Annotated in this window: 15 protein-coding genes; 8 read left to right on the forward strand and 7 right to left on the reverse strand. The window is 69.0% G+C overall.

Features of this window, described 5'->3' with window-relative positions:
* Positions 1–3: 3 nt before the first annotated feature.
* Genes ASG86_RS01035 through ASG86_RS01060 form a run of 6 tightly spaced genes read left to right on the forward strand, consistent with a single transcriptional unit; the run spans position 4 to position 6978 of the window.
* Positions 4–1344 (forward strand): phosphoribosyltransferase family protein, encoded by a 1341-nt coding sequence (locus ASG86_RS01035; protein ID WP_056329671.1) that lies wholly within the window; start codon positions 4–6, stop codon positions 1342–1344.
* Positions 1341–3191 (forward strand): acetate--CoA ligase, encoded by a 1851-nt coding sequence (acsA, locus tag ASG86_RS01040; RefSeq protein WP_056328987.1) that lies wholly within the window; start codon positions 1341–1343, stop codon positions 3189–3191. Before ASG86_RS01035 ends, acsA begins: the two co-directional genes overlap by 4 nt.
* Entirely contained in the window at positions 3188–4243 is a 1056-nt protein-coding gene (gene pdhA / locus ASG86_RS01045; RefSeq protein WP_056328990.1) for a pyruvate dehydrogenase (acetyl-transferring) E1 component subunit alpha, read from the forward strand. Before acsA ends, pdhA begins: the two co-directional genes overlap by 4 nt.
* Positions 4240–5232: an alpha-ketoacid dehydrogenase subunit beta gene (locus ASG86_RS01050; RefSeq protein ID WP_056328992.1), complete on the forward strand. Its 993-nt coding sequence runs from the start codon at positions 4240–4242 to the stop codon at positions 5230–5232. Before pdhA ends, ASG86_RS01050 begins: the two co-directional genes overlap by 4 nt.
* Positions 5225–6706, forward strand: coding sequence for a dihydrolipoamide acetyltransferase family protein (locus ASG86_RS01055; protein WP_056328993.1), 1482 nt, complete (start codon positions 5225–5227; stop codon positions 6704–6706). The genes ASG86_RS01050 and ASG86_RS01055 overlap by 8 nt, the downstream gene beginning before the upstream one ends.
* A gap of 29 nt (positions 6707–6735) precedes the next feature.
* Positions 6736–6978, forward strand: a complete 243-nt coding sequence (locus ASG86_RS01060) for an acyl carrier protein (RefSeq protein WP_056328994.1) — start codon at positions 6736–6738, stop codon at positions 6976–6978.
* Positions 6979–6987: 9 nt separating this feature from the next.
* Here the strand turns inward: ASG86_RS01060 and ASG86_RS01065 are convergent, their stop codons facing one another.
* From ASG86_RS01065 to ASG86_RS01095, 7 genes are all read right to left on the reverse strand, one after another.
* Positions 6988–8265 carry an MFS transporter gene (locus tag ASG86_RS01065; RefSeq protein ID WP_056329000.1) on the reverse strand — a complete coding sequence of 426 codons (1278 nt, stop codon included), beginning with the start codon at positions 8263–8265 and terminating at the stop codon, positions 6988–6990.
* A 142-nt stretch (positions 8266–8407) separates the two neighbouring features.
* A complete protein-coding gene (locus ASG86_RS01070; RefSeq protein WP_056329001.1) occupies positions 8408–9808 on the reverse strand; it encodes an MBL fold metallo-hydrolase in 1401 nt (466 codons plus the stop codon).
* Positions 9809–9920: 112 nt separating this feature from the next.
* Positions 9921–10283: a thioredoxin gene (trxA, locus tag ASG86_RS01075; protein ID WP_056329002.1), complete on the reverse strand. Its 363-nt coding sequence runs from the start codon at positions 10281–10283 to the stop codon at positions 9921–9923.
* Positions 10284–10325: 42 nt separating this feature from the next.
* Positions 10326–10622, reverse strand: coding sequence for a rhodanese-like domain-containing protein (locus ASG86_RS01080; RefSeq protein ID WP_056329003.1), 297 nt, complete (start codon positions 10620–10622; stop codon positions 10326–10328).
* Between the two features lie 47 nt (positions 10623–10669).
* On the reverse strand, positions 10670–11011 hold the full coding sequence (locus tag ASG86_RS01085) for a rhodanese-like domain-containing protein (RefSeq protein WP_056329004.1): 342 nt from the start codon (positions 11009–11011) through the stop codon (positions 10670–10672).
* A gap of 21 nt (positions 11012–11032) precedes the next feature.
* A complete protein-coding gene (locus tag ASG86_RS01090) occupies positions 11033–11791 on the reverse strand; it encodes a sulfite exporter TauE/SafE family protein (RefSeq protein WP_056329006.1) in 759 nt (252 codons plus the stop codon).
* The gene (locus ASG86_RS01095) at positions 11788–12405 is read right to left on the reverse strand and encodes a rhodanese-like domain-containing protein (protein ID WP_056329008.1); all 618 of its coding nucleotides are present in this window, start codon (positions 12403–12405) and stop codon (positions 11788–11790) included. Before ASG86_RS01095 ends, ASG86_RS01090 begins: the two co-directional genes overlap by 4 nt.
* Positions 12406–12531: 126 nt before the next feature.
* Here ASG86_RS01095 and ASG86_RS01100 point away from each other — a divergent pair, with 126 nt between their 5' ends.
* Positions 12532–12789, forward strand: a complete 258-nt coding sequence (locus ASG86_RS01100) for a metal-sensitive transcriptional regulator (protein WP_043452296.1) — start codon at positions 12532–12534, stop codon at positions 12787–12789.
* Between the two features lie 44 nt (positions 12790–12833).
* Positions 12834–13253 (forward strand): DUF302 domain-containing protein, encoded by a 420-nt coding sequence (locus ASG86_RS01105; RefSeq protein ID WP_056329009.1) that lies wholly within the window; start codon positions 12834–12836, stop codon positions 13251–13253.
* The last annotated feature ends 23 nt before the right edge of the window (positions 13254–13276 follow it).

Below are 13276 nucleotides of genomic sequence, written 5' to 3' on the forward strand. Positions count from 1 at the left end.
GTGATGGCTGCCTTTCATGACAGGTCCGACGCCGGGCGGCGGCTGGGCAAGCGGCTCSCCGGCCTGCGCGGCCGGGACATTGTGGTGCTGGGCCTGCCCCGCGGCGGCGTCCCCGTGGCATTCGAGGTGGCCAAGGCCCTCGGGGCGCCACTGGATGTGATCGTGGTGCGGAAACTGGGCGTCCCGTTCCAGCCCGAGGTGGCCATGGGAGCCATCGGGGAAGGCGGCGTCCGGGTCCTGGATCCGCGCACCATCTCCATGGCCCGGGTTTCCCAGGAGGACCTGGAACAGGTGGAACGGCAGGAGCGGGCACTGCTGGAAAGCAGGGTGGAGCGGTTCCGCCAGGGGCGCCGGCGGCTTGACCTCGCCGGGCGCACCGTGGTGATCGTGGACGACGGCATCGCCACCGGGTCCACCGCCAGGGTTGCCTGCCAGGTGGCCCGGCAGCTCGGGGCGGCGAAAGTGATCCTTGCCGTTCCTGTTGCTCCCGCGCGCGCCATCGTGGAACTCAAGGAACCGGACGACGTCGTGTGCCTGCTCTCGCCCCAGGACTTCAAGGCTGTGGGCTACTACTACCACGACTTCTCGCCCACGGACGATAGCGAGGTGGTGCAGCTGCTGGATGCCGCCGTGCCCCCACCGCACCACCGCGGCGGGGAAGGCCTCAACGGCAGCCTGGCGGAGGATGTCGACATCCCGGCGGGCGCTGTTGTCCTGCGTGGCAGCCTGTACCTGCCGGCCAGGTGCGACGGTACTGTCCTTTTCGCGCACGGCAGCGGCAGCAGCCGGCACAGCCCCCGCAACCGTTTTGTGGCCTCGGTCCTGCACGGGGCGGGCCTGGGCACGCTGCTCCTTGACCTGCTCACGCCCGAAGAGGAGGTCAACCGGGCCAACGTGTTTGATATCGGCCTGTTGGCGCAGCGGCTTTCCTCCGCGACCCACTGGCTTGAAGCGCGGCATGACGGGTCCGCCGGCCGGATCGGCTACTTCGGTGCCAGCACCGGAGCCGGCGCCGCGCTGTGGGCCGCAGCCGAGCCCGGTGCCGAGGTGGCGGCCGTCGTCTCCCGCGGCGGCCGGCCGGACCTGGCCGGGCCGCGGCTCGCCGCCGTGAAGGCCCCCACGCTCTTGATTGTCGGGGGCGCCGACGACCAGGTGTTGGCCCTGAACCGCCAGGCCATGGCAGCCCTGCAGGCCCCCGCCCGGCTGGAGATCATCCCCGGGGCCACCCACCTCTTCGAGGAACCCGGCACCCTGGCCATGGCGGCAAGCTTGGCCGCGGACTGGTTCCGGCAGTACCTCCTGCCATCCCCGGTGGGACGGTCCAGGCCGGAGGCCAGGGAATGAACCCGGCAAACAAGGGCGCCCGAGTGGAAGGAGCCTCGCACTGGCCGGCCATCAGCAAGGACGTGGCCGCCTTCCCGGTCCAGCCCAACATGCCTGATTACGACGCCGCCCGGCGCGGCTTCACCTGGGACCAGGCGCGGCAGGCGCTGGCAGGGCTGCCCGGCGGCCGGGGATTGAACATCGCCTATGAGGCGGTGGACCGCCACGTGGCGGAAGGACGCGGCGGCAAGGAAGCCCTGCGCTTCGTCCAGGCCGACGGCGGCACCCGGTCCCTGAGCTATGCCGACCTTGCGGAGCAGTCCGGCAGGTTCGCGGCCATGCTCAAGGGCCTTGGGGTGGGGCGCGGCGAGCGGGTCTTCTCACTCCTGGGTCGCAGCCCGGAACTGTATGCAGCCGTCCTTGGCACCTTCAGGAACGGCAGCGTCTTCTGCCCGCTGTTCTCCGCCTTCGGCCCCGAACCGGTACGGCAGCGGCTGCACCTCGGGGACGGCCGGGTGCTGGTGACCACCAAGGCGCTGTACCGCAAAAAGGTGGCGCCGGTGCGGGACTCCCTTCCCGGACTCCGCCACATCCTGCTGGTGGACGCGGACGGCCGCCCCGAGCCGGAAACCCTTGACTTGGCCGAACTCCTGGCCAAGGCGGACCCCAACGGGGAGATCGCCGATACCCAACCCGGGGACATGGCCCTGCTGCACTTCACCAGCGGCACCACGGGCACGCCCAAGGGCGCCATCCACGTCCATGACGCCGTCACCGCCCACTACGCCACGGGGCGCTTCGCCCTGGACCTGCACCCGGACGACATCTACTGGTGTACCGCCGACCCCGGGTGGGTCACCGGCATGTCCTACGGCATCATCGCGCCGCTGGTGCACGGGGTCACCGCCATCGTGGATGAGGAGGAGTTGGACGCCGACCGCTGGTACCGCATCCTCGCGGAGCAGCATGTCACGGTCTGGTACACGGCCCCCACGGCCCTGCGGATGCTCATGAAGGCCGGCGCGGAAAGAGCCGCCGGCCATGACCTGCCAGCGCTGCGCTTCATCGCCAGCGTGGGGGAGCCGCTGAACCCGGAAGCGGTGGTGTGGGGCCGGGACGTCCTGGGCCTGCCGGTGCACGACAACTGGTGGCAGACAGAGACCGGCGGCATCATGATCGCCAATTATCCCGCCATGGATATCCGCCCCGGCTCCATGGGCCGGCCGCTGCCCGGGATCGAGGCGGCGCTGGTGGCCCGCGACGCCGACGGCAAACCCATCATGAAGGAAGGCCAGGCCGTCCTGGTCACCGGGCCGGACACCATGGGGGAGCTGGCCCTGCGCCCGGGCTGGCCGTCCATGTTCCGCGGCTACCTCAACGAGGAGGAGCGCTACCGGCGCTGCTTCGCCGGCGGCTGGTACCTCACCGGGGACCTGGCAAAGCGCGACGCCGACGGCTACTTCTGGTTCGTTGGCCGCGGCGACGACGTGATCAAATCCTCCGGCCACCTGATCGGCCCCTTCGAAGTGGAGAGCTGCCTCATGGAGCACCCTGCAGTGGCCGAAGCCGGCGTGATCGGGGTGCCGGACCCCGTGGCCGGCGAGCTGGTCAAAGCGTTCGTGGAACTCAAGCCCGGGAACGAGCCCACGGAGCAGCTGCAACTGGAGATCATCGGGTTCGCGCGGAAACGGCTGGGCGCCGCCGTGGCGCCCCGCCTGCTGGACTTCACCACCACCCTGCCCAAGACACGCAGCGGCAAGATCCTGCGGCGGCTCCTGAAATCGCGTGAACTGGGGCTGCCCGAAGGCGACACCTCAACGCTGGAATCCCCGGCAGGACCTGCTATGACGCTGAAGGAGCGGCCATGACCACCCTCAGGGGCCAGACCGTCCCGGACCCGGAACACGCCCTGCACCTGCTGCGGCAGATGCTGCGCGTGCGCCGGCTCGAGGAAAAATGCATCGAGCTGTACAGCGCCGCCAAAATCCGCGGCTTCCTGCACGTCTACATCGGCGAGGAGGCCGTGGCGGCCGGGGTCATGGAAACCCTGGCGCCGGAGGACGCGGTGGTGGCCACCTACCGTGAACACGGCCATGCCCTCCTGCGCGGCGTCTCGGCAGGGGCCATCCTCGCCGAAATGTACGGCCACGCCGAGGGCTGCTGCCGCGGCCGCGGCGGCTCCATGCACCTCTTCGACGCCGCCACCCGCTTCTACGGCGGAAACGCCATCGTGGCAGGCGGGCTGCCGCTCGCCGTCGGCCTGGCGCTCGCGGACCGGATGGCCGGACGCCAGCGGGTGACCGTCTGCTTCTTCGGCGAAGGGGCCGTGGCCGAAGGCGAGTTCCACGAAAGCATGAACCTGGCCGCACTGTGGCAGCTGCCGGTGCTGTTCTGCTGCGAAAACAACCTGTACGCCATGGGCACCGCGCTGGGCCGCTCCGAGTCGCAGACGGACATCGCCCTCAAGGCCGCCGGGTATGAGATCTCCGCCTGGGCGGTGGACGGCATGGACGTGTTCGCTGTCGAGGAAGCCGCCCGCCGCGCGGTGGACGCTGTCCGCTCCGGCGGCGGCCCGCACTTCCTGGAACTGCGAACATACCGGTTCCGCGCCCACTCCATGTTCGATCCCGAGCTGTACCGGGAGAAATCCGAGGTGTCCCGGTGGATGGAACGGGACCCCATCAGCCTGCTGCGGGGGACCATGCAGACGGCGGGGCAGCTGCCCGAGGAGACCTGGGATGCGCTCACGGCCGACGTGGACGCGGAGATCAGCACCGCGGTGGGATTCGCCGAGAACGGGACGCCGGAACCGGTGTCCGAACTCACCCGGTTCGTCTACAGCGACCGGACCGATGACAGCAGTACAGGCACCGGGGCCACCGGCGTCGGCCAGGCAGGGAAAGGCGGGGCGGCAGGATGAAAACCACCTACCGGGAAGCCATGCGCGCGGGCCTCCGCGACGCCATGCAGCGCGATGAACGGGTGTTCCTCATGGGGGAGGACGTGGGCCGGTACGGCGGCAGCTTTGCGGTCAGCCTGGGACTTCTGGAGGAGTTCGGTCCGGAGCGGATCCGTGACACCCCGCTCTCGGAGTCCGGGTTCGTGGGCGCAGGAATCGGCGCTGCGCTGGGCGGGATGCGTCCCGTCGTCGAAATCATGACCGTCAACTTCAGCCTGCTGGCGCTGGACCAGATCATCAACAACGCCGCCACCCTGCTGCACATGTCCGGTGGCCAGTTCAACGTGCCCATCGTCATCCGGATGACCACCGGCGCCGGACGGCAGCTGGGTGCCCAGCACTCGCACAGCCTGGAGGGCTGGTACGCGCACATTCCAGGGCTGCGCATCCTGGCGCCGGCCACGCTTGCTGACGCCCGCGGCATGCTGTGGACCGCACTGCAGGACCCCGACCCGGTGCTGATTTTCGAACACGGCTCGCTGTACAACGTGGCCGGGGAGCTCGACGACGAGGCCGGCGCCGTGGACATCGACAAGGCAGCGCTCCGGCGCCGGGCAGACGGCCACGGGGACACCCTGACGCTCATCACCTACGGCGGCACCCTGCCCATGGTGCTGGAGGCCGCGGACCAACTGGCCGGGCAAGGCATCGACGCCGACGTCATTGACCTCCGCACCCTCCGCCCGCTGGATGCGCATACCGTTATGGACAGCGTAGCCAGGACGCACCGGGCAGTTGTGGTGGACGAGGGCTGGCGCAGCGGCAGCATCTCCGCCGAGATCTCGGCCAGGATCTGCGAGCAGGCCTTCTTCGACCTCGATGCCCCCGTGGAACGCGTGTGCAGCCTGGAAGTACCCGTCCCGTACGCCAAACACCTGGAGGACGCCGCGCTGCCGTCCGTGGCTCGGGTCATGGCCGCAGCGCGAAGGGCCGTGGGGGCCAATGGCTGAGCTCCGGATGCCGTCCCTGGGCGCCGACATGGAGCACGGCAAGGTTGTGGAGTGGCTGGTCAAGCCCGGGGACTACATCCACAAGGGCGACCTGGTGGCGGCCGTGGACACGGACAAGACCGTTATGGACATCGAGTCGTTCCAGGAAGGCGTGGTGGCCGAGTTCCTGGTGGACATCGGCGACACCGTGGACGTGGGCACCCCCATCGCCCGGATCACCGCCACCCCCGCCGAACTCCCGCCACCCCCGCTCACTTCCGGCACCATTTCCCCCAACGCCCGCTCACCTTTGACAGCTAAAGAGCCAACGCCCGCTCACCCGCGCGGGGAGGCCGCGCCGGCCGGGCACGGCGCAAAAGTCCCGCCGCCCGTGCGGCACCTTGCGCACACGCTGGGGGTCGACGTCGGACGCATCAGCGGCAGCGGCACGGACGGCGAGGTGACCAGGGCCGACGTCGAACGCGCCGCGGCAGCGTCCGTCACCAAAGCACCGGCCGCTCCACCAGTGGTTGCCGAAACGCCAGCGGCACCGGCGGCTGAAACCCACCGCGTCCGGTCGTCCCCGCTGGCCCGGCGGCTGGCCGCAGAGCTCGGCGTCGAGCTGCAGGCAGTTGCGGGGACAGGACCCGGCGGTGCGGTCACCGAGGAAGACGTGCTCGCCGCCGTTCCGCCCAGGGGCCGGGCAGCCAAGGAACCCGCCGCGGAAAGGCCTGCGGAAGCACCGCCGTCGGACACCCCACAGCCGGAAGCCCGGCCCGAACCCTTGGCGGAGGCACCAGGGCGGAAACAGCCGACGGCGGCCGGCGGCAAGGCGGAGAGCCTGCGGCAGGCGATCGGCGCGCTGATGTCCCGCTCCAAGAAGGAGATCCCGCACTACTACCTGTCCACGACCCTTGACCTGGCGGCCGCGATGGCGTGGATGCAGGCCGCGAACCAGCAGCGGCCCGTGTCATCGCGCCTGGTTCCGTCCGCCCTGCTGCTGAAGGCGACCGCGGTTGCGGCGAAGGAGGTGCCGGACATGAACGGCTTCTTCACCAAAGGCACGTTCCAGCCCAGCAGCAGCGTGCACCTGGGCGTGGCAGTGGCCCTGCGGCACGGCGGCCTGGTGGCGCCGGCCCTGCACGACGCCGACACGCTGACGCTCGAGGAGCTCATGGTCCAGCTGCGCGACCTGGTGGGCCGGGCCAGGGCGGGCCGGCTGCAGCGCTCCGAGATGGCTGATCCCACCATCACCGTGACCAACCTGGGCGATCTGGGGGTGGAAAGCGTGTACGGGGTGATCTACCCGCCCCAGGTGGCCATGGTGGGCTTCGGCAAGGTCCTGGAGCAGCCGTGGGCGCACAACGGAATGCTCGGCATCCGGCAGGCCGCCATCGCCACGCTGTCCGCGGACCACCGGGTGAGTGACGGGCTGCGCGGCGGCCGTTTCCTGGCCCGGATCGACGAACTGCTGCAGGCACCGGAGAAGTTGTGAGCTGACATACCCGTGAGTGAGGAGGAGCCGTGAACGAACAGGACGCGCGCCAGGCGGTGGAGGCGGCGATCGGCAAAGTAGCGCCCGACGTCGAGCCCGAGGACCTGGAAGACGGCGCCCGCCTGCGCCAGGACCTGGAACTCGACTCACTGGATTTCCTCCGCCTGGTGGAAGTCATTGCGGAGGGCACGGGGGTGGACATCCCGGAGGCGGACTACCCGGCGGTGGCCACCGTGGCCGGGCTGGTCACGTACGTCGCCGGGCACGGGTGAAGCACCCCGTCAGCCCGCGGCGTGGTCGTTCCCGCGCATCCGGACGGCGACCACCACGCCGGATGCTGCGGTGAGCACCGCGACGGCGGCGATGGCGGCGGGGATGCCGTACAGGTCGGCGAGGACGCCGGACAGGAGGGCACCGACGGCGAATCCGCCGTCGCGCCACAGCCGGTACACCCCAACGGAGCGCGCCCGCCAGACCGGGTGGGCGACATCGCCGACAGCGGCCAGCAGGGTGGGGTAGACCATGGCGGTTCCCAGGCCCAGCACGACGGCGGCGGCGAGCCAGGGCCCAAAGTTGTGGGCTGAGGCGGTGATGGCCAGGGCCACGGCCTGGACCAGCATGCCGGCCGCGATGAACCATTTCCGGCCCCACCGGTCTGATGCGGCGCCGGTGACCAGCTGGGCCGCGCCCCAGGCGGCGGGGTAGGCGGCGGCCAGGATGCCGATCTGGCCAAGGCTCAACCCCGCACCGGCGAACAGGACGGGGAAGAGGCCCCAGGCCAGGCCGTCATTGAGGTTGTTGACCAGGCCGGCCTGGCTGGCTGCTGAGAGGGAGCGGTCCTTGAAGCTGGTGAGGGTGAAAACCTGGCCCGTGGTGAGCCCGGCGTGGGCGCTGCCGTGGGCGCCGGCGTGCTGGAAGGCCTCCGTCCTGGCATGGTGGTGGGTTTCCTTTACGGCCAGGACTGTCAGTCCCAGGCCGAGGGCAATGTAGGCGGCGCCCAGCAGGAACGGGGCCGGGCGGAGGCCATAGGCGGTGGCCAGATAGCCGGTGGCGAGTGCGGTCACGGCAACCCCCAGGTAACCCGCGGCCTCGTTGAAGCCCATGGCCAGCCCGCGCTGCCGGGGGCCCACGAGGTCCATTTTCATGATCACCGCCGTGGACCAGGTGAGGCCCTGGCTGATGCCCAGCAGCACGTTGGCCGCAACGATCCAGCCCCAGGACGGACCGAAAATGAGCATGAGGGGGACGGGTACCGCGGCCAGCCAGCCTGCAACCAGGACGGGCTTGCGGCCGTACCGGTCGGAGAGCGTGCCGGCGAAGTAGTTCATGGCGGCCTTGGACAGGCCGAAGGCCAGGATGTAGGTCAGCGCACCGGTGTACAGGTCCAGGTTGAATGTCTGGGATGCGAGCAGGGGGAGGACGGTCCGTTCCTGGCCCAGGGTGCCGCCCACCAGCGCGTTGACGGCCACCAGCAGCATGAACTGCGCCAGGTTCTGCCGCAGGCCCAGCACTGCGCCGGCTGAACCGGCGTTTCCGGAGGCCCGGGTGCTGGGGCGCATGGGTGTCTCTTTCGGTAGGTATGAAGGTGGCCCGGGCGCGTGGGGGCGCGCCCGGGCCGGGGCCGGAAGCGCGGGGGACGCATCCGGACCGGAACCCGGGCAGGAGGGGGGTCCTGCCCGGGTGGTCTTGGGGTCGCTGTTCTTAGGCGGCAGGGACGCTGTTCCGCCAGGCGTTCCAGGCTGCGTAGCTGCCGTCGAGTTCGACGACGTCGTACCCGGCCCGGCGCAGGGCGCTGGCGGCTACGGAGTTGCGTACGCCGGACTGGCAGTAGCTCACGATGGGTCCGCCAACCGGCAGCTCATCCAAGTGCCACATGAGGCGGCCGCCGCTGAGCTGGTACGAGCCCGGGACGTGTCCGGCCTTGTGCTCGGTCTTGTTGCGGACATCCAGGACCATGGCTGCATCGAAGCCTTCGAGTTCCTCGGGCTGGATCAGCTTGGGGGTGAAGGTGGGCAGTCCCTCGACGCTGGTCAGGTAGCCGGCCACGTTGTCGATGCCCACGCGGACCAGGTGGTCCCACATGTCCTGGGCCTGCTCCTGGTCCTTGGCCAGCAGCACCAGCGGGTTCTTGTCCGTCTCCGGGTTGACCACCCAGGCGCCGTAGCTGGCAACGGACTTGCCGGCCGGAACGTTCAGGGACCGGACTACAGTGCCTTCGTGGACGGCGCTGTTGGAGCGGGTGTCGATGAAGGTCAGGGTGTCTTCTGCCAGCCCCTCAGCCACGACGGCGGGGTCCAGTTCCTGCAGCGGTTCACGCTCGCCCATCACGTCCGGGCCGACGCGGTTTTCGCGCTTCATGCGGCCGAAGTAGGCGTGGGCGTCGGGCTGGCCGTCGAGGAGTTCGTCGATGAAGCCCTGCTCGTCATTCGCGGCGAGGTAGGGGCCCCACCAGGCGTAGAGGCGTTCGTAGCCCACCGTGGAGGACGGGATGGCGCCCAATGCCTTGCCGCAGGCGCTGCCCGCGCCGTGGGCGGGGTGGACCTGGACGTAGTCCGGCAGGGTGAGGAACTTATCCCGCAGGCTGGCGAAGAGCTGCTTCGCGCCCACGAAGCGGGTGTCGATGCCGCCGGCTGCTTCGTCCAGCAGGTCGGGCCGGCCCAGGTCGCCGGAGAAGACGAAGTCTCCGGAGAGCAGGTAGCCGGGCTGGTCACTGAAGGCGCCGTCGGTTACCAGGAAGGACAGGTGCTCGGGCGTGTGGCCCGGGGTGTGGACCGCCTTGATGCTGATGTTGCCCAAGGTGATGGTGTCGCCGTCGTACAACCGCTCGCCGTCGAATTCATACTGCCAGTCGGGCCCGCCCTCACCGGAAACGTAGATCTTCGCGCCGGTGGCGGCGGCCAGTTCGCGGGTGCCGGAGAGGTAGTCGGCGTGGATGTGGGTCTCGGTGACGGCAGTGATCTTCATGCCGTTCTTTGCGGCCATGTCCTGGTAGACGGCAATGTCGCGGCGGCCGTCCACCACGATCGCTTCGCCCTTGGCCTGGCAGCCGATCAGGTAGCTGGCCTGCGCGAGGTCTTCGTCGTAAATGCGCTCAATAAGCATCTGGTGCTCTCCTTCGGTTGAAAGGGGGGTGGGAGGTTTATTCTGAATCTAGTATAGATACCCCAGGGGGTATACCGCAACGAGAGAGCTGCGCCTGTTTTAGCCCTATGGGTCAGGCGTGCTGGTGTCCGGCGTCGGCGCGGAGTTTGTCCATGTCCAGGTTCTTGACGGCCTGGATGACCTCTTCGAGTCCGGCGGCGTTGAGGGCTCCGGGCTGGGAGAAGACCAGCGTCTTGTCTTTGAAGGCCATCAACGTGGGGATGGACGTGATGTTTGCGGCGGCGGCGAGGGCCTGTTCGGCTTCGGTGTCCACCTTGGCGAAGGTAATGTCCGGGTGGCGCTCGGCCGCGGCGCCGTACGTGGGGGCGAACATGCGGCAGGGGCCGCACCAGGCTGCCCAGAAGTCGACAAAGACGATGTGGTTGTCCTCCAGGGTCTGGGCGAAGGAATGCTGGGTGATGTCGATGGTTGCCATGGTCTGTCGTGTCCTTTCGGGCCGGTTTTGGTACGGCAGGGATTAGGTGGTGGGGAGGCCCGCGCGGGTCCAGGCGGTCATGCCGCCGGCCATGGTGTCGGCTTTGTAGCCAACGCCGTTCAGGGCGTCCGCGACGGCGGCGCTGCGGTTGCCGCTGCGGCAGACGGCGATCACGGGCACGGCCGGGTCCAGTTCGGACAGGCGGGCCTGCAGTTGGCCCATGGGAATGTGCAGGGCGCCGGGGATCATGCCCTCGGCGACCTCGAAGTCCTCGCGGACGTCCAGGATCCGGGCAGTGTTGCGGCGCTGGTCGGCTTCGGTGATAGTGATTTCAGCCATGGTGGTTCTCCTTTGAAATGGTTTGTGGCTGGTGGGGTGGAGCTGGGTCAGCGGACTGGTCCGCCGGCTTGACGCCAGGCGGCCATGCCGCCGCGGATCGAGTAGGCGTCGTAGCCCTTGGCTGCGAGAAGCCGTGCTGCCGAGGCGGACCGTACTCCGGAGGCGCAGATGGCGATGACCGGCCGGGTTTTCTGGATGCCGGCGGTGCTGGCCTGCAGCCGGTCCAGGGGCATGTGCTTGGCTTGCGGCGCCCGGCCGGTCCGCCATTCCTGGGCTGACCTGACGTCGATGAGGGTGGCGCCGGAACCCATGAGTTCCTTGGCCTGTGCCACGGATATGGTCTTGTAGGGCTTGCTGAAGGCCTTCTTGAGGGAGTCGAGAAGTCCCATGGTGATCTCCTGTTGGGTGGGTCAGGCGGTGACCGTGCCGGCGGTGACCCACGCCGCGACGGCGAAGATGAGTACCGCGAACGAAATGCGGATGTGCTTGTCGTGCAGGCGGCGGGCAAACCGGGCGGCAACCACGGATCCCACAATGGCCGGCACCGCGAACGCCAGGGTGGTGGCCCAGTCGATGGTGTAGCCCGCTGCGTGGGCGCTGAACCCGGCGGCGGAGTTGACCACGATGATCGCCAGGGATGTTCCAACGGCCTGCTTCATGCGCAGGCCCAGGAAGATGGTCAGCGCGGGGGTGATGAGGAAGCCCCCGCCCACGCCGAGGAGCCCGGTAAGGAACCCAACGAGCAGTCCCACCCCCACCGCTTTCGGGGCGCAGGACCGGAACGCCCGGTGCGGCCCCGTGCTGCAGGACCCCTCAGTTTCGCGGGTCTTCATGAGCATCCTGATGCCGGCGGCCACCATGATCACGGCGAATGCCAGCATCAGGATGTTCGGGTCCAACAGCTCGCCCACGCTGGCGCCGGCCCAGGCTGCCGGAATCCCGGCGCCCCCCACCAGCGCGATCACGGGCCAGTTCAGGCCCTCCCGGACCCGGGGGAGCAGGGCTGCCAAGGAGGATATCCCCACCACCAGCAGCGACGTGGGAATGGCCTGGGCGGGGCTCATGCCTACCCCGTACACCAGGGCCGGAACGGCGATGATGGACCCGCCGCCGCCCACGACGCCCAGGACGATGCCGACGACGAGCCCCAGACCCAGGGCCGGGATCATGCCGCTGCGCCCTCTTCAGCCGACTGCACAGGGAGCTGCAGGATGGCGCTTTCGCGGGTGGGCTCCTGGGCGGCCTTGTTCCACGGCATGGCCGAGAGGGCCTTGCCCATGGCGCAGGTGTTGGTGGCCGCCGAGAATGTCAGCCCGGTGCCGATGGCGCCGGCCAGCATGCGGACCTTGGGCGAGACGAACTTGCCTCCTGCCAGGCCCAGCATCACCAGGGAGCCTGCGGCCAGACGGACCTGGCGCTCCAGGTCCCAGCGGTCCTTGCCCTTGACCACGTCGCCGCCGGCGGCAGCGAACCCGGGAACCCCGCCGGTGAGCACGTAGGCGGTGTCGAGGCCAACGGTGGCCATGCGCTGCCGGGCCTGCTCGGCACGGACGCCGGACTGGCAGACCAGGACTACACGCGAACCCAGCCGGGCAGCGAGCTCGTCAGTGTGCTCGGACAGCAGCGGCAGCGGCACGTTGTAGGAGCCGCGGATGTGCATGGATTCGAATTCAGCGGCGGAACGCACATCGATTACCACAAGGTCCTGGTGCTCTTTGATCCAGGACTGGAGAGCCTCAGGGGCGAGTGCGGTGACGGCGGGTGCCTTGGAAGGGGGAGTCATTGGTGGCCTCTCGGAAGGGGTCGGATGGATACCCCACCGAGTATCGCAGATACCCCCGGGGGTAGTCAAAACACCCGTGGGGGTATATAGTTGAGGGCAGCACCCCCATCAACGGAGACCCCACCTATGGAACTGAACCCAACCGAACTCACACCCGTGATCAACCGCCTCAAGCGCGCACAGGGCCAACTCGCCGCCGTCACCCGCATGCTTGAGGAAGGCCGCGACTGCAAGGACGTGGTCACCCAGTTGGCGGCCGTGTCCAAGGCCCTCGACCGCGCCGGCTTTGCCATCATCGCCACCGGGCTGGAGCAGTGCATCGTCCAGAAGGACGAGACCATGGACCGGAAGGACCTGGAGAAACTCTTCCTCTCCCTCGCCTAACCTGCCGCCGAACCGCCGGACCCGACGCAACTTTGAGGAGCAACATGACGTACACATTGGCCACCGCCGTCTCCCTGCCTTGGGCGGAAGCAGTGGACCGCACCCGTGAGGCCCTTGCAGCGCAGGGGTTCGGGATCCTGACCGAAATCAACGTCCGTTCCACCTTCGAAGCCAAGCTCGGCGCCGAAGCCGCGGACGCCGTCGGGGATTACATCATCCTCGGTGCCTGCAACCCGGCCCTTGCCAGCAGGGCCCTCGCCGCTGAACCGGAAATGGGCGCGTTGCTGCCCTGCAACGTGGTGGTGCGCCGTAACCAGTCGGCGGACGTTACCACGGTGGAAGCCATCGACCCGCAGACCATGGTGCAGCTCAGCAGCGCCCCTGCCGTTAAGGAAGTGGCGGACGACGCCGGTACGCGGCTTCGGAAGGCCCTGGCCGACCTGGACGGAACCACCAGGCTGTAGCGCCGTTCGCGTACAGGATCCTT

The sequence above is a fragment of the Arthrobacter sp. Soil764 genome, from assembly GCF_001428075.1.
GTDB lineage: Bacteria > Actinomycetota > Actinomycetes > Actinomycetales > Micrococcaceae > Arthrobacter.